This window comes from Arthrobacter horti (assembly GCF_030731045.1).
In the GTDB taxonomy this organism is placed as follows: domain Bacteria; phylum Actinomycetota; class Actinomycetes; order Actinomycetales; family Micrococcaceae; genus Arthrobacter_E; species Arthrobacter_E nanjingensis.
Genome location: NZ_JAVALS010000001.1, coordinates 401,150 through 424,629 on the forward strand (window position 1 = coordinate 401,150; position 23,480 = coordinate 424,629).

Sequence of the window (23,480 nt, forward strand, 5' to 3'; positions counted from 1 at the left end):
AGTCCGGACACGGCTGAAGTCTCACGACCACAGACCCATCCGGGCGCGCCGCGCCCAGTGACGAAAGATGCTTGAACCATGTTGCGTGTAGCAGTTCCCAACAAGGGCTCCCTGTCCGAAGCCGCCGCCGAGATGCTCGCCGAAGCGGGATACCGCAAGCGGCGGGACAACCGTGAACTGGTCATGGTGGACCCGGACAACGATGTGGAGTTCTTCTTCCTCCGCCCCCGTGACATCGCCGTGTACGTCGGCCAGGGCACCCTGGACGTCGGCATCACCGGCCGCGACCTGCTCCTGGACGCCCAGGTGGAGGCCGTGGAGCTCCTCGAACTCGGCTTCGCCGCCTCCACGTTCCGCTTCGCCGGCCCCGTCGGCGACTTCCGGGACGTCACCCAGCTCGCCGGCAAGCGCCTGGCCACCAGCTATGACGGCCTGCTGCGCGACTATCTCGCGGGCCTCGGGATCGACGCCCGCGTGGTCCGCCTCGACGGCGCCGTCGAATCCTCCGTGCGCCTCGGCGTCGCGGACGCGATCGCCGACGTCGTGGAGACCGGCAACACCCTCAAGGCCGCCGGGATGGAGATCTTCGGCGAGCCGATCCTGAAGTCCCAGGCCGTGCTGATCGGCCGTCCCGGGGAGCGCAACGCCGCCGCTGAGGTCCTCATCCGCCGCCTGCAGGGCGTCCTGGTGGCCCGGCAATACGTCCTGGTGGACTACGACATCCGCAAGGACCTGGTGGAAAAGGCCGCGGCACTGACCCCCGGGCTGGAATCGCCCACGGTCTCCCCACTGCGTGACTCCGACTGGGTGGCGGTGCGGTCCATGGTGCTGAAGAAGTCCACCAACCAGGTCATGGACGAGCTCTACGACCTCGGGGCACGCGCCATCCTGGTCAGCAGCATCCACGCCTGCCGCATCTGAGCCGAGCGGGACGAAGAGAGGAAACGCCATGGCCGTCGCCATCCGTGTCATCCCCTGCCTGGACGTCGACGCCGGACGCGTCGTCAAGGGCGTCAACTTCAAGGGCCTGCGTGACGCGGGGGACCCTGTGGCACTGGCGCACCGCTACGACCGCGCCGGTGCCGATGAGCTCACCTTCCTGGACGTGACCGCGAGCTCCGGCAATCGCGAGACCACCTTCGACGTGGTCCGCCGCACCGCCGAAGAGGTCTTCATCCCCTTGACCGTGGGCGGCGGCGTCCGCGGCGTGGCCGAGGTGGACAAGCTGCTGCGCTTCGGCGCGGACAAGGCCTCCATCAACACGGCCGCGGTGGCCCGCCCCGAGGTGATTGATGAGATCACCCGGCACTTCGGCTCCCAGGTGCTCGTCCTGTCCGTCGACGCGCGGCGCGTGAACCCTGCTGAGGGTGCCGGCACGCCGTCGGGCTTCGAGGTCACCACGCACGGTGGCCGCCAGGGCACCGGGATCGACGCCATCGCCTGGGCGAAGGAAGCCGCCGACCGCGGCGTGGGGGAGATCCTCCTGAACTCGATCGACGCGGACGGCACCAAGGACGGCTTTGACCTGGAGATGATCCGGGCCGTCCGTGCGGCGGTCAACATCCCGCTGATCGCCTCCGGCGGTGCCGGCGTGCCGGAACACTTCCCGCCGGCCATCGCCGCGGGAGCGGACGCCGTCCTGGCGGCGTCGATGTTCCACTTCGGGCCGGACGACATGATCGCCCAGGTCAAGACCGCCATTCGGGAGGCCGGGTACGAGGTCAGGTAGGACCGAGCGACGAAGGGCCCGGCCGATGGCCGGGCCCTTCGTGCTGTCGGAGTTCAGTGCCGTCCGGAACCGGACGTTCGGAACGTGTCAGACGCCCAGCGCGGCGGACCGCAGCAGCGCGATCGCGTCCGGACGGCCCTCGAAGGAGACCAGAGCGTGGGAGGCGCGTCCGTAGGCGTGCATCATGAGTTCGCCGGGGTCTCCCAGAATCGCGACGGAATCCGGGGCCCGGCGTGCGACATGCCGCGGGCCGTTCGGGCGGACCAGGACGATCCCGAGGTCCACTCCCCGGTAGAGGAGGGCCGCACGGCGGATGAGGTCGGTCCACAGCGCTTCCGCGTAGTCGGCGTCGAGTGTGCGGGGCGCCCAGCGGTCGCCGGCGCGGCGGATGTCCTCCGCGTGGACGAAGAACTCCGCCAGATTGCCCAGCTCGGCCAGCTGGGGGACACGCCAGGGAGAGAGCCGTCCGGGGCCGGCGCGGAACTCCTCCACCAGGCTGCGGTAGGCGTCGCCGTCGAGGGTGGCGGCCAGTTCGGACACGGCACGCCCGGTGGCGGGGGCGAAGGCCTTCACGGCGAGGCCCAGGGCGCGCCGAGGGCTTGTCTCGCGGAGGTGGAGATGCGCCAGCAGATGACGGGTGTCCCACCCCTCACAGAGCGTGGGCGCATCTGGCCCGGCCGCGAGCAGGGTCTCGGCCAGGAAATCTCGGGAAGGTGCCACAAATCGCATCGATGTGAACGTAGCACGAGACGTCCTTCCGGGACGTGCATGACGCACTGTCGGCCTCCTCACGCACGGGCGGCGGTCTCGCCCGTACTAGACTGGAGGACGATGTCTGAGCAGCCCATTCCCGTATCTTCCGGCGTTTCCGGGGCCTCTGAACTGGACCCGGAAATCGCCGCCCGCCTCAAGCGTGATGACCAAGGCCTGGTGGCCGCGGTGATCCAGCAGCACGACACCTCCGAGGTGCTCATGCTCGGCTGGATGGACGACGAGGCCCTCCACCGCACGCTCACCACGGGCCGGGTCACTTTCTGGTCCCGTTCGCGGCAGGAGTACTGGCGCAAGGGGGACACCTCCGGGCACGTCCAGTGGGTCCGTTCCGTGGCTCTGGACTGCGACGGCGATGCCCTGCTGGTACGCGTCGACCAGGTGGGCGCGGCCTGCCACACGGGAACGCGGACCTGCTTCGACGGCCGGCAGCTGCCCGCCGTCGTCGGCCACGCCGATGCGACGACGGAAGGTGCGCTGTAGTGCTGGAGACCACGGCCCTGACCCCCAGCCTGAACGAATTCCGCGCGCTGGCGCGCGAGCACCGGGTCATCTCGGTGACCCTGAAGGTCCTGGCGGACGCCGAGACCCCCATCAGCCTCTACCGCAAGCTGGCGCTGGCCGAAGACGGCACGGCCCGGCCGGGCACCTTCCTCTTCGAGTCGGCCGCCGTCGGCGGTTCCTGGAGCCGGTACTCCTTCATCGGCGCGCACAGCCGCGCCACGCTGACCACGCGCGACGGCGAAACCCACTGGCAGGGCGAGCCCCCTCTCGGGGTGCCCACCTCCGGAAGCCCCGCCGAAGCCCTGCGCCTGACCCTTGAGGCGCTCCGCACCGAGCGTCACGCCGAGCTGCCGCCGCTGACCTCCGGCCTGGTCGGCTTCGTCGGCTGGGAGGCCGTGCGTCACTGGGAGAAGCTGCCGAATCCGCCCCAGGACGATCTCAAGCTGCCCGAGATGGCGTTGAACCTGGTGAGCGACATCGCCGTGCATGACAATGTGGACGGTTCGGTCCTCCTGGTGGCGAACGCCATCAACATGGATGACAGCCCCGAGCGGGTCGATGAGGCCTATCAGGACGCGGTGCAGCGCCTCGACGCCCTGCTGCACCGTCTGCAGGCGCCCGCCGCCGCGGCGGTCTCCGCGCTGGCCCCGGCCGCCGACTACCTGGAGTCCGTCCGGCACCGGTGGCCCGAGGACCAGTACCTGGCCGCGATCGACCGTGGCAAGGAGGCGATCGTTGACGGCGAAGTCTTCCAGGTGGTCATCTCCCGCCGCTTCGAACTGGACGTGCAGGCGGACGCCCTGGACATCTACCGGATGCTGCGCAACAGCAATCCCAGCCCGTACATGTACCTCTGCAACTTCCAGGACACGGACGGGCGCGACTATGCGATCATCGGCTCCAGCCCCGAGGCCCTGGTCGCCGTGAAGGACCGGGAGGTCATCACGCACCCGATCGCCGGCTCCCGCCCCCGCGGCAAGACCCACGACGCGGATCAGGCCCTGTCCGAGGAACTCCTGGCGGACACCAAGGAACGCGCCGAGCACCTGATGCTCGTGGACCTGTCCCGGAACGATCTCTCCCGCGTCTGCACCGCCGGCACCGTCGATGTCACGCAGTTCATGGAGGTGGAGCGCTTCAGCCACATCATGCACCTGGTCTCCACCGTGGTGGGGCAGCTCGCGCCGGCGTCCACCGCCTATGACGTCCTCGCCGCGACGTTCCCCGCCGGCACCCTCTCCGGGGCCCCCAAGCCCCGTGCTCTGAGCCTGCTGGACGAACTCGAACCGCACCGCCGCAGCGTCTATGGCGGCGTGGTCGGCTATCTGGACTTCGCCGGGGACATGGACATGGCCATCGCCATCCGCACCGCTCTCCTGTTGGAGGGCACCGCCTACGTCCAGGCGGGCGGCGGCATCGTCGCCGACTCGCACAAGCCGGATGAGGCGCTGGAGACCGTGAACAAGGCGGCCGCACCGCTGCGCGCCGCCCATGTCGCTTCGGCGTTGCACGCCGCCGAACCCGGCCTCGCCGCGGGCCTCGCGGACGCGGCGTCGTGATCGTCACCCCCGCCCCGCGATGGAGCCGCAAGGCCACCGTCGTCCTGATCACCCTGCTCCTTGCCGCCGCCGCGTTCGGCACCACGACGCAGAGCTGGATCAATGTCACCCTCGCCCAGAGCGGGGTGCGCATGCCGGACCTCCACGTGGCCGGCAGCAAGGCGGCCACCGCCGTGACGGCGCTGGCCGTGGTCGGCGTGGCAGGCTCGCTCGCGATCACCATCGCGGGGCGGATCGCCCGCTGGGTCATCGCAGTGGCCATCGCCCTCGCCGGCATCGGCATCGTGGCGGCCGGGCTGACGGTCATCACTGACCCGCACGCCGCGGCCGACGGGGAGATCGCACGTCAGACCGGCGTGTCCAACGGCCCGGCAGGGGTGGCTCTGACGGCCCTCCCGGCGGTCGCCGTCGTGTGCGGCGCTCTGCTGGTGCTGTGCGCGCTGTGGCTGCTGGCCGCCTCGCGTCACTGGGTGAGCCGTGGAAAGTACGACGGCGCCGGCTCCAAGGGGGCGGCACGCCCCGCCGCCCGGGACGCCTCCGAAGCCGCTGACGACGATCCTCTCGACGCGATCGACAGCTGGGACCGACTGAGCCGCGGAGAAGACCCCAGCTGAGTGTCGGGAGCGTCCCCGCCGTGGTGGATCCGCCGCGGCGCCGGCGCGTGATTCCAGCATCCGGGCACCGCTGCCGTCCTGCGCCGGCGGACGCCCGATCAATGGCAGAATGTAATCAGTTCCATCCTTGAGGAGTATCACCATGACCAACACCGTCTCTTCCGAGACCACCGCCTCGCACGCCGACGAGATCGGCCACGGCAACAGCCCGGCTGCGTGGACCTGTGTCGCCATCATGCTGGTCGGCGCCCTCGTGTCCTCCATCGCCTTCGTCCTGGCCAGCAGCCCGGTCTTCTGGGGCGGCATCGCCGTCATGGTCATCGGCCTCATCGTCGGTTTCGCCCTGCGCAAGGCCGGTTACGGTGTCGGCGGCAGCAAGCTGAAGAACGGCCACTGATTCTGTGACCGTCCTCGACGACATCATCGAGGGGGTCCGGGAGGATCTCCAGGCGCGGCGTCTGCCGCAGCGTGACATCGAGTCGGCGGCCCGTGCCGCGGCCCCGGCCCGTGACGCCTGGCTGGCCCTCGGCGGCGGCGAGGCGGACCCGGGACTGAGGGTCATCGCGGAGATCAAGCGCCGCAGCCCGTCCAAGGGGGACCTTGCCGGGATCGTGGATCCCGCGGCCCTCGCCGAGGAGTACGTCGCGGGCGGCGCTTCCGTGATCTCCGTCCTGACGGAGCAGCGGCGCTTCAAGGGAAGCCTGGCCGATCTGGACGCCGTGCGCGCCAGGGTGGACGTCCCGTTGCTGCGCAAGGACTTCACGGTGGACGAGTACCAGATCTGGGAGGCCCGTGCCCACGGTGCGGACCTGATCCTGCTCATCGCTGCGGCCCTGGACGATGCTCAGCTGAAGGGATTCAGCGAGCTCGCTCACGAGCTCGGCATGAACGTCTTGCTGGAGACCCACACGCGTGAGGAGATCGACCGCGCGGCGGCGGCCGGCGCCAGGATCATCGGCGTGAACGTGCGCAATCTGAAGACCCTGGATGTGGACCGCTCCGTCTTCGGCGGACTCGCCGCCTCGATCCCGGCAGGTGCCGTCGCGGTCGCCGAGTCCGGTGTCCGCGGTGTCGAGGACGTCACCCACTACGCCTCGCAGGGCGCTCAGGCGCTCCTGGTCGGCGAGGCCCTGGTCCGGACCGAGGATCCGCGAGGGCTCCTGCGGGAGTTCCGCGACGCGGGATCCGCGGCCATGGCCACGCGCCTGGCCTAGGCGCAGCAGACAAACACCCGACGGCGGCCACTGTGCCGCCGTCGTCGTCAATCATCACGAGTAAGGACGGTGAGTGCGATGGCTGAGGACGCCGCGCAGAACCCCGGGCAGAACGCGGAGGGGATCCTGGACGGGGACCCCGCCGAGAGCTTCCTGTCCCAGTACGGACACCTCCGCCATGCGGAAGGCCCCTACTTCGGTGAGTACGGGGGGCGCTGGATGCCTGAGTCCCTCATCGCCGCGCTCGATGAGCTCGAGGACACCTTCACCAAGGCGAAGGCCGATCCCGACTTCCTGGCCGAGATCGCCGAGCTGAACAAGAACTACTCGGGCCGCCCCAGCCTTCTGACCGAGGCCAAGCGCTTCTCCGAGCATGCCGGGGGAGTCCGCGTGTTCCTCAAGCGCGAGGACCTCAACCACACCGGTTCGCACAAGATCAACAACGTGCTCGGGCAGGCGCTCCTGGCCAAGCGCATGGGCAAGACCCGTGTGATCGCCGAGACCGGCGCCGGCCAGCACGGCGTCGCTTCCGCCACGGCGGCCGCCCTGCTCGGCCTCGAGTGCGTGGTCTACATGGGCGCGGAGGACTGCCGCCGTCAGTCCCTGAACGTAGCCCGGATGCAGCTCCTGGGCGCCACGGTCATCCCCGTGACCAACGGCTCGCAGACCCTCAAGGACGCCATCAATGAGGCGCTCCGGGACTGGGTGACCAATGTGGACCACACCCACTACCTGCTGGGCACCGCGGCCGGAGCCCACCCGTTCCCGGCAATGGTCCGCTTCTTCCACGAGGTCATCGGCGAGGAAACGCGCGAGCAGATCCTGGCTCAGACCGGCCGTCTGCCGGACGCCGTGTGCGCCTGCATCGGCGGCGGCTCCAACGCCATTGGCATCTTCCACGGCTTCCTGGACGATCCGGGCGTGGCCATCTACGGCTTCGAGGCCGGCGGCGACGGCGTGGAGACGGGCCGTCACGCGGCCACCATCACGCTGGGACGCCCCGGCGTGCTGCACGGCGCCCGCTCCTACCTCATGCAGGATGAGGACGGCCAGACGGTGGAGTCGCACTCCATCTCGGCCGGCCTGGACTACCCGGGCGTGGGCCCGGAGCACTCCTACCTGCACGATATCGGCCGCGTGACGTACGAGCCGATCACGGACACCGAGGCCATGGACGCCTTCAAGCTGCTGTCGCAGACCGAGGGGATCATCCCGGCCATCGAGTCATCGCACGCTCTGGCCGGCGCGATCAAGGTCGGGCGCCGCCTGGCCGAGGGCGTGGCGGATCCGAGCGAACTCATCGTCATCGTGAACCTCTCGGGGCGCGGTGACAAGGACGTCCAGACGGCGGCGGACTGGTTCGGGATGCTCGACGAGGACGGCAACGTCCGGGGCACCACCCTCTCGACCCGTCACTCCGCCGCGGGTGAGGAGAAGAAGGCATGATCGAGTCCAAGGCAGCCGCCGCCATCGACCGGGCCAAGGCCCAGGGCCGCGCGGCACTCATCGGTTACCTCCCGGCCGGCTACCCGGACGTGCAGGCCAGCATCGACGCCGGCATCGCTCTGGCACGCAACGGCGCGGACATCATCGAGATCGGCATCCCGTACTCCGATCCCGTCATGGACGGCCCGGTCATCCAGGCCGCGACCACCGAGGCGCTGGCCAACGGCTTCCGCGTCGCGAGTGTCTTCGACGTGGTCAAGGGCATCACCGACGCCACCGACGCCGCAGTGGTGGTCATGACGTACTGGAACCCGGTCATGCGCATGGGCGTGGACGAGTTCTCCCGCCGCCTGGCCGAGGCCGGGGGAGCGGGCCTCGTCACGCCGGACCTCATCCCGGATGAGGCCGCCGAGTGGATCGCGGCCTCGGACAAGTACTCCCTGGACCGGATCTTCCTGGTGGCGCCGTCCTCCAGCCCGGAACGCCTGGCCATGACGGTCGCGGCGAGCCGCGGATTCGTCTACGCCGTCTCTGTCATGGGCGTCACCGGTGCCCGTGGCCAGGTCAGCAACGTCGCGGAGAGCCTCGTGGCCGCCACGCACGACGCCGGCGCGGAGCGCGTCTGCGTCGGCCTGGGCGTCTCCCGTGCGGAGCACGTCCGCGAGATCGCGGCGTACGCGGACGGCGTCATCGTCGGCTCCGCCCTGGTCTCCGCACTGCGTGACGGCGGCGTGCCCGCCGTCGAGGCTCTCACCCAGGAGCTCAGCGCCGGCTTCACTCCGGTGGCCTGAGCGGACCGGCTTCCCGGATCAACGCCCCGGTGGCGGCTCAGTTCTTGAGCCGCCACCGGGGCGTTTGCCGTCGTGGACCCCGTCATGACGAGGGAATGTCATGTAACGGAAGAAAGCATCCAGAATGCGGAATCGTTCGTCTCAGATGCTGGTCCCCGTGGTACTCTCGCTGAAACACCAGACGAGGCCGCGGACAACGAAGTTCCCGCAGCAGAGACCTCCGCTGAGGATCCCACCCCCCGATCCGGCGATGCGGACACCATCCAGAAGCCCACCCGCCCGGCACCCGGGGCTGAGAGCCGGCTTCGGCCCGTCACCCTCCCTGAACGCTCATGCAGCAGACCGGTCCGGGTGTCACCCTTCGTCTGGTGCCCACTGGTGACCTACAATCGCTAGTGTCAATTGCCTGTTGCGCCGGTCACAGTGGCCCGCGCACGACAGGGGCCAACGGTGTCCCCTCCATCAGCACGACCAGGAGGAAGGACGCTACGTCATGACTCATACGCGAAACCCGGTTCCCGGGCCGGAGGCACCCGCTTCCGGCACCGCCGAGAACCCGTTCGTGCGCTTCGCGGCTCAGCCTGAAGCAGGCGGCCTGTATCGGCCCGAGCAGGAGAAGGATGCCTGCGGTCTCGCCGTCGTCGCCACCCTGCGCGGCGAGCCCGGCTACGACATCGTGGCCAACGCCCTCCACGCACTGCGCAAGCTGGAGCACCGCGGCGCCGTGGGCGCCGACGAGGGCACCGGCGACGGCGCCGGGCTTCTCACCCAGATCCCGGACGAGTTCTTCCGGGCCGTTCTGGACTTCGACCTCCCGGCCGCCGGTCAGTACGCCGTCGGCACGGCCTTCCTGCCGGCCGTGGCCGCGGAAGCCGATGCGGCCCGCGCCGGGATCGACGGACTCGCCCGTGAAGAGGGCCTGACCGTCCTGGGCTGGCGCGAGGTCCCCGTCCAGGCAGAACTGGTCGGCGCCATGGCACGGGCCTGCATGCCGTTCTTCGCCCAGCCGTTCTTCGCCACCGCCGACGGCGCCGACGTCGGCCGGGACGAACTGGACCGCCGCGTCTGGCGGATCCGCAAGCGGGCGCAGAACCGCTACGGTGTCTACTTCCCGTCGCTGTCCAGCCGGACGATCGTCTACAAGGGCATGCTCACCACGGCCCAGCTGGAGCCGTTCTACCCGGATCTCTCAGACACCCGTTTCAAGTCGAAGCTGGCGATCGTCCACTCGCGCTTCTCCACCAACACCTTCCCGTCCTGGCCGCTGGCCCAGCCCTTCCGCACCATCGCCCACAACGGCGAGATCAACACGGTCAAGGGCAACAGGAACTGGATGCGTGCCCGGCAGTCGCAGCTCTCCAGCCCCCTGCTGGGGGACGCGCCGGAGGAGCTCTTCCCGGTCTGCACCCCCGGCGCCTCGGACTCCGCCTCCTTCGACGAGGTGGCCGAGCTGCTGTGGCTCTCCGGCCGCCCGATCACCCACGCCGTGATGATGATGATCCCGGAGGCCTGGGAGAACCACGCCTCCATGGATCCCGCACGCCGGGCGTTCTACGAGTACCACTCGATGCTCATGGAGCCGTGGGACGGTCCCGCGGCCGTGTCCTTCACGGACGGCACACTGGTGGGCGCCACGCTGGACCGCAACGGCCTGCGCCCGGGACGCTACTGGATCACCGAGGACGGCATGATCGTCTTCGCCTCCGAGGTGGGCGTCCTGGACATCGAGCCGTCCAAGGTGGTCAAGAAGGGCCGTGTCTCCCCGGGCAAGATGTTCCTGGTGGACACCGGTGAGGGCCGGATCATCGCCGATGACGAGGTCAAGGCCGAGATCGCCGCCTCCAATCCGTGGGCCGAGTGGGTGGAGCACAACCTCATCAAGCTCGACGACCTGCCGGACCGCGAGCACGTGGTCCACACTCCGGCTTCCGTGAACATCCGTCAGCGCACCTTCGGATACACCACCGAGGAACTCAAGGTCCTGGTGGGTCCCATGGCCCGTACCGGCGCCGAGCCGCTCGGCGCCATGGGCTCCGACACGCCCGTCGCGGTCCTCTCGGAGCGCCCCCGTCTGCTCTTCGACTACTTCGTGCAGTCCTTCGCCCAGGTGACCAACCCTCCGCTGGATGCCATCCGCGAAGAGCTCGTCACTTCCATGCGCTGCGCCGTCGGGCCCAATGGCAACATGCTGGACACCGGCCTGATCCGCCAGCCGCAGATCGCCCTGCCCTTCCCGGTCATCAACAACGACCAGCTGGCCAAGATCGCCAATATGGAAGACCCGGACGGCGGGAAGATCGCAATGAAGGTCCGCGGCCTCTACCGCCCCGAGGGCGGTGAGCAGGCCCTGCGCACCCGGATCAAGGAGATCTGCGAGCAGATCTCCGGAGCCATCAACCGCGGGGTGCAGTACGTGGTCCTCTCCGACCGTGATTCGAACCCGCAGTGGGCCCCGATCCCGTCCCTGCTGCTCCTCTCCGCGGTGCACCACCACCTGCTCCGCAGCGCCAACCGCACCAAGACCGCCCTGGTGGTCGAGGCCGGCGATGTCCGCGAAGTGCACCATGTGGCCGTGCTCATCGGCTACGGCGCCTCCGCCGTGAACCCGTACCTGGCCATGGAGAGCGTCGAGGAGCTCATCCGCACCGGCGACCTCCACGGGGTCTCCCCGGAGGCGGGCGTCTACAACCTCATCAAGGGGCTCGGCAAGGGCGTCCTGAAGATCATGTCCAAGATGGGCATCTCCACCGTGGGTTCGTACTGCGGCGCGCAGACCTTCGAGGCGTTGGGCCTGGCCCAGGACCTGGTGGACGAGTTCTTCGCGGGCACGCACTCCCAGCTGGGCGGCGTCGGCCTGGACGTCATCGCCCAGGAGGTCCTGACCCGGCATCGCTTCGCCTACCCGGAGGAGGGCATCGAGCTGCCGCACAGCCCCTTGTACGGCGGTGGCGAGTACCAGTGGCGCCGTGACGGTGAGCCGCACCTGTTCGACCCGCAGACGGTGTTCCGGCTGCAGCACTCCACCCGTGAGCGCCGCTATGACATCTTCAAGGAGTACACGCAGGGCATCGACGACCAGTCGGGCAAGCTCATGACACTGCGCGGCCTGCTGAAGTTCAAGGACGGGCTGCGCGCGTCCGTACCGCTGGAGGAGGTCGAGCCGGTCTCCTCGATCGTGAAGCGTTTCTCCACCGGTGCCATGAGCTACGGCTCCATCTCCAAGGAGGCGCACGAGACCCTCGCGATCGCCATGAACCGGCTGGGCGCCAAGTCCAACACCGGTGAGGGAGGTGAGGACGTGGACCGCCTGCTGGACCCGGAGCGCCGCTCCGCGATCAAGCAGATCGCCTCCGGCCGTTTCGGCGTGACGAGCCTGTACCTGAGTAACGCGGACGACATCCAGATCAAGATGGCCCAGGGCGCCAAGCCCGGTGAGGGCGGCCAGCTCATGGCCCAGAAGGTTTACCCGTGGGTGGCCCGGACCCGTCACTCGACGCCCGGCGTCGGGCTCATCTCCCCGCCGCCGCACCACGACATCTACTCGATCGAGGACCTCGCGCAGCTCATCTACGACGCCAAGCGCTCCAACCCCTCGGCGCGCGTGCACGTCAAGCTGGTCTCCGAGGTGGGCATCGGCACGGTGGCCGCGGGCGTGACGAAGGCGAAGGCCGACGTCGTGCTGGTCTCCGGGCACGACGGCGGCACGGGCGCCTCGCCGCTGAACTCGCTCAAGCACGCGGGCGTGCCGTGGGAGCTCGGCCTGGCCGAGACCCAGCAGACGCTCATGCTCAACAATCTGCGCGATCGCGTCGTGGTGCAGGTGGACGGCCAGCTCAAGACCGGCCGCGACGTCGTCATCGCCGCCCTGCTGGGCGCCGAAGAGTACGGCTTCGCCACGGCTCCGCTGGTGGTCTCCGGGTGCATCATGATGCGCGTCTGCCACCTGGACACCTGTCCGGTGGGCGTGGCCACCCAGAACCCGGAGCTGCGGTCCCGCTTCAGCGGCAAGCCCGAGTTCGTGGTGAACTTCTTCGAGTTCCTGGCGGAGGAGGTCCGTGAAATCCTCGCCGAACTGGGCTTCCGCAGCCTGGAGGAGGCGATCGGCCACTCCGAGTTCCTGGACAAGCAGGCGGCGATCAAGCACTGGAAGGCCTCCGGCCTGGACCTGGACCCGATCCTGAACGGCCTGGACTTCGATGAGGACGCGCCGCTGCGCAACCTCACCGGCCAGAACCATGAACTCGACCAGCACTTCGACCAGCAGCTCATCCGGCTCTCCGCCGATGCGCTCGAGCGCCGGGAACCCGTCAAGATCTCCTTGGACGTGGTCAACACGGACCGCTCGGTCGGCACCATGCTGGGACACGTGGTCACCAAGACCTTCGGCGTGGACACCCTGGCCCCGGACACCATCGACGTGACCCTGACAGGCACGGCCGGCCAGTCGCTGGGCGCCTTCCTGCCGGCCGGCATCACGCTGCGGCTCGAGGGTGACTCGAACGACTACGTCGGCAAGGGCCTCTCCGGCGGCCGCATCATCGTCCGCCCGGACCGGAAGAACGTGTTCGCCGCCGAGCGGAACGTGATCGCGGGCAATGTGATCGGCTACGGTGCCACGAGCGGCGAGATGTTCCTGCGCGGCCAGGTGGGCGAACGCTTCCTGGTCCGCAACTCCGGGGCCACCGCGGTGGCCGAGGGCATCGGCGACCACGGCTGCGAGTACATGACGGGCGGCCAGGCCCTGGTCCTCGGCCGCACCGGCCGGAACTTCGGCGCCGGCATGTCCGGCGGCACTGCCTACGTCCTGGACCTGCAGCCCCACAAGGTGAATGCGCAGGCGCTGGACAACGGCGAACTCAAGCTCCTGGACCTGGACGAGGAGGACCGCGACATCGTGCTCGGTCTCCTCAAGCGCCACGCCGAGGAGACCGGTTCCCAGCTGGCCGTCCGCCTGCTGGAGAACTTCGACGACACCGCGGCCCGGATCACCAAGGTCCTGCCCCGTGACTACGCGGCCGTTCTGCAGACCCGTTTGGACGCACTCGAAGAGGGCCTCGACCCCGATGGCGAAGAAGTGTGGTCCCGTATTTTGGAGGTAACCGGTGGCTGATCCCCGTGGCTTTCTGAAGGTCCGCGAACGCGAGACCCAGCCTCGCCGCCCCGTGCCGGTCCGCATCATGGACTGGAAGGAAGTGTACGAGGCCCAGGAGAAGGGCGTCCTGAAGAGCCAGGCCGGCCGCTGCATGGACTGCGGTGTGCCGTTCTGCCATCAGGGCTGCCCGCTTGGGAACCTCATCCCGGAGTGGAACGATCTGGTGTGGCGGGACCGCGGGGAGGACGCGATCGAGCGCCTGCACTCGACCAACAACTTCCCGGAGTTCACCGGCCGTCTGTGCCCGGCGCCCTGCGAGTCGTCCTGCGTGCTGGGCATCAACCAGCCCGCCGTGACGATCAAGCAGATGGAGGTCTCCATCATCGATGAGGCCTTCGAGCAGGGCTGGGTCACTCCGCTGCCGCCCACGCGGCTGACGGGCAAGACGGTGGCCGTGGTGGGCTCCGGCCCGGCCGGCCTGGCCGTCGCCCAGCAGCTCACGCGGGTGGGTCACACGGTGGCAGTCTACGAGCGCGACGACAAGATCGGCGGCCTGCTCCGCTACGGCATCCCGGACTTCAAGATGGAGAAGGAGCAGCTGGACCGCCGTCTGGAGCAGATGACGGCCGAAGGCACGCGGTTCCGCCCGGGCGTGAACATCGGCGTGGACGTCACGTGGGAGCAGCTACGCCGCCGGTACGACGCCGTGGTGGTCACCACCGGGTCCACCGTACCCCGCGACCTGCCGATCCCCGGCCGTGGGCTGGAGGGCGTGCACTACGCCATGGACTACCTGGTGCCCTCCAACCGTGTGGTGGCCGGCGAGCAGCCGGAAGGCCACATCGACGCCCGCGGCAAGCATGTGGTGATCCTGGGCGGCGGCGATACCGGTGCCGACTGCATCGGCACCGCGCACCGCCAGCAGGCGGCGTCGGTCACCACCCTCGCCATCGGCAAGCAGCCGCCGAACGAGCGGCCCGTGCACCAGCCGTGGCCGATGTTCCCGAACCTCTTCGAGGTGGCCAGTGCGCACGAGGAGGGCGGCGAACGCACCTACCTCGCCTCCACGGTGGAGTTCGTGGGGGAGGACGGCCGCCTGACGGGCGTGAAGGTCGCGGAGACCGAGTTCGTGGACGGCAGGCGCGTGCCGAAGGCGGGTACGGAGCGGGTCATCCCCGCGGATCTGGTCTTCCTGGCACTGGGCTTCACCGGCCCGGAGCCGTCCGGGATCACGGAGCAGATCAGCGCCGAGTTCGACGGACGCGGTAACATCGCCCGGGACGCGGCGTACATGACCACCACGGAGGGCGTCTTCGTGGCGGGCGACGCCGGCCGCGGCCAGTCACTCATCGTCTGGGCGATCGCGGAAGGCCGCGCGTGCGCGGCCGCGGTGGACCGGTTCCTCATGGGGAGCACGATCCTGCCCGCTCCCGTGGCGCCCACCGACAAGGCCATCTCGCTTCTCTAGGCGGGCCGGTCACCCGGATTTCAACTGAAACAAATTCTTTAGTACGTGCGACGGACTAGGTTAGGTATATGAGACGCGCAAAGATTGTGGCCACCTTCGGGCCGGCACTGGGCACCTATGAGAAGGCCGTGGAGGTCATCCAGGCCGGCATGAACGTGGCCCGCTTGAACATGAGCCACGGCGACCACTCCATGCACGATGTCAACTACGAGAACATCCGCAAGGCCTCGGCCGAGCTGGGTGTGGCCGTGGGCATCATGGCGGACCTCCAGGGACCGAAGATCCGCCTGGGCAAGTTCGTCAATGACGAGAAGCACTACCTGAATGTCGGTGACCGGTTCACCATCACCACGGAGAACGTGCCCGGCACCAAGGAGATCTGCTCCACCACGCTCAAGAGCCTCACCGAGGACGTCAAGCCCGGCGACACCCTGCTGATCGACGACGGCAAGGTCGCCCTGAAGGCGCTCACCGTGGACGACGTCAAGGTCGTGGCCGAGGTGACGGTGGAGGGATACGTCTCCAACAACAAGGGCATCAACCTGCCGGGCGTGGCCGTCAACGTGCCCGCGCTGAGCGAGAAGGACGAGACCGACCTCCGCTGGGCCCTGGCCCGCGGCGTCGACATGATCGCCCTCTCCTTCGTCCGGGATGCGAGCGACATCAGCCGCGTGCACGAGATCATGGAAGAGGAAGGCCGGAAGATCCCGGTCATCGCCAAGATCGAGAAGCCGCAGGCCGTGGAGCAGCTGCACGAGATCGTGGACGCCTTCGACGCCATCATGGTGGCCCGTGGCGACCTGGGCGTCGAGCTTCCGCTCGAAGAGGTGCCGGTGGTGCAGAAGAAGGCCATCGCCGAGGCCCGCCGCTGGGCGAAGCCGGTCATCGTTGCCACCCAGGTCCTCGAGTCGATGATCGACAACCCCCGCCCGACCCGTGCCGAGGCCTCCGACTGCGCCAACGCTGTTCTGGACGGCGCCGACGCGGTCATGCTCTCCGGTGAGACCAGCGTGGGCAAGTACGCGATCGAGACGGTCAAGACCATGGCCCGGATCATCGAGTACACGGAGGAGACGGCCCTGGACCTGGTCCCGGCGCTCGGCTCCAAGCCGAAGACCCGTGGCGGCGCCATCACCCTGGCCGCGGTGGAGATCGCCGACCAGCTCGACGCCCGCTACATCTGCACCTTCACGCAGTCGGGTGACTCGGCCCGCCGTCTGTCCCGTCTGCGCCCCAAGAAGCCGATCTTCGCCTTCACTCCGGTGGAACAGGTCCGGAACTTCATGGCCCTGACCTGGGGCATCAAGCCGATCCAGGTCCCCATGGTGGGTCACACGGACGCGATGACCGCGCAGGTGGACTCCTTCCTGAGCGAGGAGAAGCTGGTGGACGACGGCGACCTGGTGGTCATCGCGGCCGGCTCGCCTCCCGGACAGGCCGGTTCGACCAACTCCATCAAGGTCCACAAGATGGGCGATCTGGCCGATATGGACAAGGCCGGGATGGAAGACCGCCGCGAGCCGATCGGGCCGTGGCCGACCAAGAAGAAGAACAAGAACAAGAAGCAGTAGTCATCGCTTCTGCGCAGGGGCGGTCCGCACGGGCCGCCCCTGCGGCGTCTCCACGAGGCACCGGGGGAGAACGACGGCGCCGCTCACCGAAGAGGTGAGCGGCGCCGTCGTGCATGAAAGGGAGGTGCGTCAGTTGACCTGGTTGATGATGGTCTCCGCGACCTCCCGCATGCTGAGGCGGCGGTCCATGGAGGTCTTCTGGATCCAGCGGAAGGCCTCGGGCTCGGTCAGACCCATCTTGGTGGTCAGGAGGCTCTTGGCGCGCTCCACGAGCTTGCGGGTGGCGAACTGCTCCTTGAGGTCGCCCACCTCCTTCTCCAGCGCCTTGATCTCCTCGTGCCGGGACAGGGCGATCTCGATGGCGGGGATGAGGTCCGCAGGGGTGAAGGGCTTGACCACGTAGGCCATGGCGCCGGCCTCGCGGGCGCGCTCCACGAGTTCCCTCTGGCTGAACGCAGTCAGCAGCACCACGGGGGCGATGCGGGCCTTGGCGATCTTCTCGGCAGCGCTGATGCCGTCCATGACGGGCATCTTGACGTCCATGATCACCAGATCGGGACGGTGCTCCTCGGCGAGTTCGACGGCGCGCTGGCCGTTGTCCGCCTCGGCGACGACGTCGTAGCCCTCGCCACGGAGGATCTCGATGATGTCCAGGCGGATGAGGGTCTCATCCTCGGCGACGACGATGCGCTTGGCCGGGAGAGAGGTCTCCGGGGCTGGTTCCTGGGCCGGGGATTCGCTCACAGGGTCTCCTTTGTGATGGGAACGGGACTCGGGTTCAGGTCTCTGGCTCCGTTGCCTGAAGGCCCTGAAGGGCAAATTGACGATCTAAGCCTATCGCCCTGTAGAGTTATCAGTCGTACGCGGGCCTCAAGGCCGCGTCGGTGCCTGCCCGAGTGGCGGAATTGGCAGACGCGCCGCACTCAAAATGCGGTATCGAAAGGTGTGTGGGTTCGAGTCCCACCTCGGGCACCAAATATGCCGTATGCGAACAGTGGACATGATCCATGGGCTTGCGGCTTGCAGTAGTTGATGAATGACCAAGAGCCTCGTCCTTAGGGACGGGGCTCTTGCTCGTTGTTGGAGTGCTGTGTGTGATGGCCGGGAACTGAGTGAACCGAGACGTCACCGCGCCGCGGCCGGATCACACGTGGGTCACGGACTTCACCTCCATGTGCACGTGGCCGGGCTGGGTGCATGTCCCGTCCATCCTCAACGTGTTCTCACAGCGGATCATGGCTTGCCATGCGCAGACCACCAAGCACGTCGACGTGGTGATGATCCCACTGCGCATGGCGCTGTGGGACGGCGGCTGGCAAGGGCGTCCCGTCGGACTTGGTCGGCTCCGGTATCACGGCGATGCCGGATCCCAGTACACCTCGATCGTGCTGACCGAGCATCTCGCGCGCGAGCAGATCGCCCTCTCGCTCGGGTCCGTCAGCGACGCCTATGGCAACGCGCTCATAGAGACGATCATCAGGCTTTGCAAGGCCGAAGGCGTACGCATGACATCGTCCACGACAGCGGGCTGGGTCGACTGTCACAGCCAATGCCGGTTGCCCGGCAGTCTCGGAATGGTCAGCCACACCGAATACGAGACCACCTACTGCGCGGCCTTCACTCGAGAGCCGCTCCCCGCATCTAGGCGGCTGAAACCCGGGACGGTTCACCCGGACGTTCTCGCTGGCTCGGACAGGCTCGTTGCAACCGGCGTCCGCCCCGGCCGCACTTCGTGGGCATCGGAGCGGAATCGGTGGCGATGACACGGATCCTGTCAGTCCCACCAGAGCTGGAATACGTCGCTCGCGGTGTTCGGAGCGTTTAGCTGTTCGAGGTCATCGCAAGCGGCTGCGAGCTCAGCTCGATACGCTGAGCGGTGCGGTTCATCGGTGGGAGGATTGACGACCACCAGCGTCAGGGTTGCTCGGTCAGTATCAGATAACCCGACGACTTCCGCTCCCCATAGTCGGTGCCACCGAGCCAGCACCAGGGAAAGTGCGGCCCGGCTGCCGGCATTGTCCGCGCCGTCCCACTCAAGTAGGGCCGGGATCCGGAACGACTCGGCACGAACCGCCATCCAGGTTCCCCCGTGGGCTGAGAGGAGACCTTCAATGTCTAAGGGCTTCGAAAGCTGAGCAGCAGTCGTGGCCGGTTGAGCCGTGGGATCCAGATGGAATTCCCGAAGCGCCTCGGTCTCCGTCAACTCCGTCATTTCGGTGACGGAGTCATATCCAGACTCCTCAATCTCCGCCAGCTGCGCGGAGAGATCATCCCCTGATAAGGGCCCCTCTGAACCCCAGCGGAAGATACTCCACTGCCCAGGCGATTCCAATTCTGCAAGCACTCGGCCGACCTTGGGATCTGGCTCGTCCCACACGGTGAAATCAGTCCCTCGGAAGCTGAAATCCTCCGGCATGTCCTTCCTCTCCTGTCCTGTCGTCACGACAATCATTTCATCCGGGAAACTCCGTTGACCGGCCCGGAACGATCCCCTTCCAGGCCTGAACCTGTTCGAGTGTGAAGCTGTACGTCGGCGGGTCATCATTCACGAAATAGTCCACCAGGAGACCTCGTGGACCGTAGAAGTCTTCGTTGAACACATCGATCCCCAGAGTCTGGCAGTACCGCTCCAGCATGTCCGAGGTGAAACGGTCCCGGACCCGGCGATTCTCGTAAGCCTCTGGCTCCTCGTAAGGCTGCACCTCTCCAAAGGAGTAAAATTCCCACTTGCTTCCACCACCGTGCACGGCCTGCAAGCCACGGATCTGGACAACTTCGCCTTGATCATTCGGCGCGAAGTAGTCAAATCTGCACCCTCCGTACCGGCCCTCACTGATTCCCTTGAGTTTCGGGCTGTTCAGGGTATGCGGAACGGCAGAAAGTGCCGCCGCCTCAACACCGGCATACTTCGCGACCATCTCGGCGGTGACTCCGGCGCCTGAGTCACCAACAGCATTATTGGTTAAAGCCACCCAATCGCTGTGCGTTTCCAGCAAGAGAACACGCCCGTTAGCACCCATTTCGAACGGGGCCAGGGACGCCTCCCACTGATGGACCCGACCGTTGACCTCGGTCACAGTGACCTGCCGTTCCAGTCTGTGATACCACGTCGCCAGCACGTCCGCGGCATGTTCCAACGGTGCCCTGATGAACCCGATTTCATCGGTCATCGGGGCGTAGAGCTCATTCGCCAGTGTCTTCACAGGTCATCCCGCCTCTTCATGTTCAGCCAATACCGTCCCACACATAGACGTGGCTGTTCGGGCCATTGTCACGCAGCGGAGTGAGCGGCAGGGCCAGACCGACTGCCTTGATCTTCATTCGCACTGTGGTCCGGACCCACTTGAACCCCCTGGCCAAGCCGCGGATGCTGGCTCCTGCCCGGCACTTCGCATCAGGGTCGAGGCGCACTGAAACTTGCCCCGGGGGTACGGGGAGTTAGTGGCTACTGGCGGCCAAATGTTGACGCTGGACTTCCAGACGTTGATTTCGGAGGCGGATAACAGGGGATGTCACCCCCCATCCGGTGGGTGACGAATCTGTCCTGGTGGGCAGAAGTTCCGACCTGCCATGCGGATGGGACCCATGAACGTCAGAAGACTCCTTCCCCTGCCCGCCGCCATCGTGCTCACGGCTTTGGCTCTCACTGCATGCCAATCGGATGCCCGAACCCCGGCTGCCAGTGAAACGGCGTCCGAGGCCGCCGCATCCGCATCAGCTGCGGCGCATGATGTGAAATCCATCCATTCTCCCGGCATCGTTGCCATCGACGAGAGACTTTCCGACGGCCAGTGCTCGGTCAAGGCCGTCAACGCCTCCTTGGGCGAGTACTTGCCGGACCCGATCTGTACACCCGGCGCCGTGGATCCAGCGGTCACCCAGGGCGACATCGACTCGACCATCTGCACGTCTGGCTACGCGGCAACGGTCCGCCCTCCCGCCTCGGTCACCGGCAAGGTGAAATCCGACAGCTTGCGTGAATACGCCCAGAGCGCCTCGAATACGACGGAACTCGACCACCTGATCAGCCTTGAGCTGGGTGGCACCAATTCGGTGTCCAATCTGTGGCCCGAGCAGAACAAAGCCGGAGCCACGGGCACCACGAACCCGAAAGACGAGGTGGAGAACATCTTGCACAAGGCCGTCTGCTCTCACTGGACCACCCTTGCGGCCGCCCAAGAAGCCATCGCCAGCAACTGGGTCACCGCGGTCAAGGATCTCGGCCTTTAGCCTGAAGGCACTCACAATAACCCGAGGATGCCCAGCTGCGGTCCATTCTGAATGTCCGGTAGCAGGAGTACAGTCCCGGCTATGGCTATTGCACGCATCCCCAACACCGTCATCGATTGTCCCAAACCCCAGGTCCTCGCCGAGTTCTACGGCGCCTTGCTCGACTGGCCGGTCCAGGGGGACCGGGACTGGTGCACGATCCGCGCCGACTACGGCGACTCGATCAGCTTCCAGAGGGTCGAGTCCTACAGACCGCCTCAATGGCCCGGCCAGGAGGTGCCGCAGCAGATGCACCTGGACGTCACCGTGGACGATCTCGATACGGCGGAGGCCGCCGTTCTGGATCTCGGAGCGACCAAGGCCGAGTATCAGCCGGGCGCGACCTTCCGGGTGTTCCTGGACCCGGCCGGCCACCCGTTCTGCCTGTGCCTTCCATGAGGCGAACTCCGGTTTCATCAGGAACTCCGCCATTTCGGCAAATGGATTGATAAAGAAAAAACGAGTACCCACTACTCGTGCCGTGGAGGCTCGCCGAACTTAAGCTCGAGCTTATGGGGCGCCGGGCGCGCTCTTCGCTGAGGACAAAGACGTCCGGCCCGCATGAACTATTGTTCGTTCGGAAATGAGCAATCCCATGGAAAAGAAAACGCTCAGAGAACTAGGTGCCGGCCTCGCCTCGCTCGGACTGATCCTCAGTGGGGTCAGCGCGGCACAGGCAAATCTTGCCGGCAGCACGTTCGAAGGAAACGACGGAAATCTGGTCACCAACACGCCCGGTAACAGTGACTGGGCCAGTCTGGATGTCGCGGGCATCGTCAACAAGGGCGTCGACAAGGCGTCCGGCAGCAGCGATAACGCTTTCGGTCAGGGGACCAAGGAGGACAGCTCCGCCGTCTCCGTGGTCACCGGGTCCATTCCCCCCAATAAGAACGACCTCACCCGGTTCTATGAGGCATCCGAGACGCCCTCCAATGGGCACACGTACCTCTATCTGGCCTGGGAGCGCCTGGTCAACATCGGCAACGCCAATCTCGATTTCGAGATCAGCCAGAATGTGACGGCCGGGTTCACCACCTCCACCACAGGGCCTGTGACCCTCAACCGCACCGCCGGTGACCTTCTGGTCTCCTACGACTTCGGCGGCAGCGGGACACCGACTCTGGGTATCAACACCTGGCTGACCGCTGCCGCGGGCAATACGGTGAGTCAGTGCTTCTCCGCTAACACCCTTCCTTGCTGGGGCAAGCATCAGACGCTCGGCTCGTCGTCATCTGAAGGCGCCGTCAACACGGTTCCAGTGGTCGACCCTCTTCAGCCTGGATCGCCGACGCTCGGCGTCGGCCTCTTCGGTGAGGCGGCGATCGATCTGACGGCGGCCGGCGTGATCCCTGTGGGGACCTGTGAGTCGTTCGGCAGCGCATTCGTCAAGAGCCGCTCGTCGTCCTCCTTCACGGCCGAGATCAAGGACTTCATCGCCCCGGTCCCGGTCACGATCAACAATTGCGGAAGCATCACCATCAAAAAGGTCACTCAGAACGAACCTGTCGGTGGGATGCAGTCGTTCACTTACACGACGTCGTCCAACCTGACTGGCTTCAGCCTGAGCAATGGCGGGTCCAAGCAGTTCAAGGCCCTCCCGACGGGGACTTACAGCGTGACGGAAGGCGACCAGTCGGCGCCCTGGAACTTCGTCTCCCTCAGCTGTGACACCTCATCAGGCGTCACCAAAACCGGACAGTCGGTGTCGATCGTGCTCGGCACTTCTGAGAACGTGACCTGTACCTACACCAACCACTACACCAACAGTCCGACGGTTGCGACCGTGCTGGTGCCCGCGTCACCGATCACGGTCGGCGGCACCATTCATGACACGGCGACCCTGAGCGGCGCGACGGCGACCGCCGGCGGCACCGTGACCTACAAGTACTACAGCAACAACACCTGCACGGGTGGCACCCAGGTGGGCCTGCCGGTGACCGTCACCAACGGCGTCGTGCCCAACTCGGACCCTGTCACCTTCACCACTGCCGGCACCTACTACTGGCAGGCCATCTACAGTGGCGACCCTGACAACGCGAAGGCAAGCAGTCCCTGCACGTCCGAGCAGCTCGTGGTCAACAAGGCACAGCCGACCGTCTCGACCAACCAGGATCTTATCCCGAACGACAACTTCGTCCTGTCGTCCGGATACAACCCCAGCGGGTCGATCACCTTCAATCTGTACGCCCCGGGTGACGCCATGTGCACCGGGCCCGTGGTCCTGACGCAGACCGTCACGGTCAGCGGCAACGGCACCTACAGCACCACCAACAGCACCGTCCACGCCACCCTGGTGGGGACCTACCGGTGGATGTCCACCTTCACTCCGGGTGCCTCCGATGTGAACAACCTCCCCGTCACGTCCGGCTGTGGCGTGGAGAGCTTCACCATCAACAACGGGTGATCCGCTTCCTGAACAACTCAGAACGGGGCGGCGCCCCCGGTCGATGAC

General features: G+C 67.0%; 19 protein-coding genes, 1 tRNA gene and 1 pseudogene. 17 read left to right on the forward strand and 4 right to left on the reverse strand.

Going from position 1 to position 23,480, the window contains the following annotated elements:
• Nucleotides 1–78: 78 nt before the first annotated feature.
• Entirely contained in the window at nucleotides 79–921 is an 843-nt protein-coding gene (hisG, locus tag Q9R02_RS01915; RefSeq protein ID WP_305994941.1) for an ATP phosphoribosyltransferase, read from the forward strand.
• Nucleotides 922–949: 28 nt separating this feature from the next.
• Entirely contained in the window at nucleotides 950–1,729 is a 780-nt protein-coding gene (hisF, locus tag Q9R02_RS01920; protein ID WP_305994942.1) for an imidazole glycerol phosphate synthase subunit HisF, read from the forward strand.
• An 87-nt stretch (nucleotides 1,730–1,816) separates the two neighbouring features.
• On the opposite strand, the gene Q9R02_RS01925 is transcribed toward hisF, so the two are convergent.
• Nucleotides 1,817–2,458, reverse strand: a complete 642-nt coding sequence (locus Q9R02_RS01925) for a TIGR03085 family metal-binding protein (RefSeq protein ID WP_305994943.1) — start codon at nucleotides 2,456–2,458, stop codon at nucleotides 1,817–1,819.
• A gap of 102 nt (nucleotides 2,459–2,560) precedes the next feature.
• Between Q9R02_RS01925 and hisI the strand changes: the two genes are divergently transcribed.
• The 10 genes from hisI (at nucleotide 2,561) to pyk (ending at nucleotide 16,759) form a co-directional block, all read left to right on the forward strand.
• Complete coding sequence (hisI, locus tag Q9R02_RS01930) at nucleotides 2,561–2,983, forward strand: phosphoribosyl-AMP cyclohydrolase (RefSeq protein ID WP_305994944.1); 423 nt, start codon at nucleotides 2,561–2,563, stop codon at nucleotides 2,981–2,983.
• Entirely contained in the window at nucleotides 2,983–4,563 is a 1,581-nt protein-coding gene (locus tag Q9R02_RS01935) for an anthranilate synthase component I (protein WP_305994945.1), read from the forward strand. Before hisI ends, Q9R02_RS01935 begins: the two co-directional genes overlap by 1 nt.
• Entirely contained in the window at nucleotides 4,560–5,177 is a 618-nt protein-coding gene (locus Q9R02_RS01940) for a Trp biosynthesis-associated membrane protein (protein ID WP_305994946.1), read from the forward strand. Before Q9R02_RS01935 ends, Q9R02_RS01940 begins: the two co-directional genes overlap by 4 nt.
• A gap of 142 nt (nucleotides 5,178–5,319) precedes the next feature.
• Nucleotides 5,320–5,574, forward strand: coding sequence for an HGxxPAAW family protein (locus Q9R02_RS01945; protein WP_305994947.1), 255 nt, complete (start codon nucleotides 5,320–5,322; stop codon nucleotides 5,572–5,574).
• 4 nt (nucleotides 5,575–5,578) lie between these two features.
• Complete coding sequence (trpC, locus tag Q9R02_RS01950; RefSeq protein ID WP_305994948.1) at nucleotides 5,579–6,391, forward strand: indole-3-glycerol phosphate synthase TrpC; 813 nt, start codon at nucleotides 5,579–5,581, stop codon at nucleotides 6,389–6,391.
• A gap of 78 nt (nucleotides 6,392–6,469) precedes the next feature.
• Entirely contained in the window at nucleotides 6,470–7,837 is a 1,368-nt protein-coding gene (gene trpB, locus Q9R02_RS01955; RefSeq protein ID WP_305994949.1) for a tryptophan synthase subunit beta, read from the forward strand.
• Nucleotides 7,834–8,628 (forward strand): tryptophan synthase subunit alpha, encoded by a 795-nt coding sequence (gene trpA, locus Q9R02_RS01960; RefSeq protein ID WP_305994950.1) that lies wholly within the window; start codon nucleotides 7,834–7,836, stop codon nucleotides 8,626–8,628. The genes trpB and trpA overlap by 4 nt, the downstream gene beginning before the upstream one ends.
• Nucleotides 8,629–9,121: 493 nt before the next feature.
• Nucleotides 9,122–13,738 carry a glutamate synthase large subunit gene (gene gltB / locus Q9R02_RS01965; protein WP_305994951.1) on the forward strand — a complete coding sequence of 1,539 codons (4,617 nt, stop codon included), beginning with the start codon at nucleotides 9,122–9,124 and terminating at the stop codon, nucleotides 13,736–13,738.
• Nucleotides 13,731–15,188, forward strand: a complete 1,458-nt coding sequence (locus Q9R02_RS01970) for a glutamate synthase subunit beta (RefSeq protein WP_305994952.1) — start codon at nucleotides 13,731–13,733, stop codon at nucleotides 15,186–15,188. The genes gltB and Q9R02_RS01970 overlap by 8 nt, the downstream gene beginning before the upstream one ends.
• Nucleotides 15,189–15,256: 68 nt before the next feature.
• Entirely contained in the window at nucleotides 15,257–16,759 is a 1,503-nt protein-coding gene (gene pyk, locus Q9R02_RS01975; protein WP_305994953.1) for a pyruvate kinase, read from the forward strand.
• Nucleotides 16,760–16,888: 129 nt separating this feature from the next.
• Here pyk and Q9R02_RS01980 read toward each other — a convergent pair whose 3' ends face one another.
• On the reverse strand, nucleotides 16,889–17,503 hold the full coding sequence (locus tag Q9R02_RS01980; protein ID WP_305994954.1) for an ANTAR domain-containing response regulator: 615 nt from the start codon (nucleotides 17,501–17,503) through the stop codon (nucleotides 16,889–16,891).
• A gap of 146 nt (nucleotides 17,504–17,649) precedes the next feature.
• Between Q9R02_RS01980 and Q9R02_RS01985 the strand changes: the two genes are divergently transcribed.
• Both Q9R02_RS01985 and Q9R02_RS01990 read left to right on the forward strand, forming a co-directional pair.
• Nucleotides 17,650–17,734, forward strand: a tRNA-Leu gene (locus tag Q9R02_RS01985).
• A 137-nt stretch (nucleotides 17,735–17,871) separates the two neighbouring features.
• Nucleotides 17,872–18,399, forward strand: a pseudogene (locus Q9R02_RS01990) (DDE-type integrase/transposase/recombinase); the annotation flags it as partial.
• 134 nt (nucleotides 18,400–18,533) lie between these two features.
• Here the strand turns inward: Q9R02_RS01990 and Q9R02_RS01995 are convergent.
• Nucleotides 18,534–19,175 (reverse strand): DUF4253 domain-containing protein, encoded by a 642-nt coding sequence (locus Q9R02_RS01995; protein ID WP_305994955.1) that lies wholly within the window; start codon nucleotides 19,173–19,175, stop codon nucleotides 18,534–18,536.
• A 37-nt stretch (nucleotides 19,176–19,212) separates the two neighbouring features.
• On the reverse strand, nucleotides 19,213–19,962 hold the full coding sequence (locus Q9R02_RS02000; RefSeq protein WP_305994956.1) for a hypothetical protein: 750 nt from the start codon (nucleotides 19,960–19,962) through the stop codon (nucleotides 19,213–19,215).
• Between the two features lie 382 nt (nucleotides 19,963–20,344).
• On the opposite strand from Q9R02_RS02000, the gene Q9R02_RS02005 reads away from it, so the two are divergent.
• The 3 genes from Q9R02_RS02005 (at nucleotide 20,345) to Q9R02_RS02015 (ending at nucleotide 23,432) form a co-directional block, all read left to right on the forward strand.
• Nucleotides 20,345–20,989, forward strand: coding sequence for a hypothetical protein (locus Q9R02_RS02005; RefSeq protein ID WP_305994957.1), 645 nt, complete (start codon nucleotides 20,345–20,347; stop codon nucleotides 20,987–20,989).
• Between the two features lie 81 nt (nucleotides 20,990–21,070).
• The gene (locus tag Q9R02_RS02010) at nucleotides 21,071–21,427 is read left to right on the forward strand and encodes a VOC family protein (protein ID WP_305994958.1); all 357 of its coding nucleotides are present in this window, start codon (nucleotides 21,071–21,073) and stop codon (nucleotides 21,425–21,427) included.
• A 196-nt stretch (nucleotides 21,428–21,623) separates the two neighbouring features.
• The gene (locus Q9R02_RS02015) at nucleotides 21,624–23,432 is read left to right on the forward strand and encodes a hypothetical protein (RefSeq protein WP_305994959.1); all 1,809 of its coding nucleotides are present in this window, start codon (nucleotides 21,624–21,626) and stop codon (nucleotides 23,430–23,432) included.
• The last annotated feature ends 48 nt before the right edge of the window (nucleotides 23,433–23,480 follow it).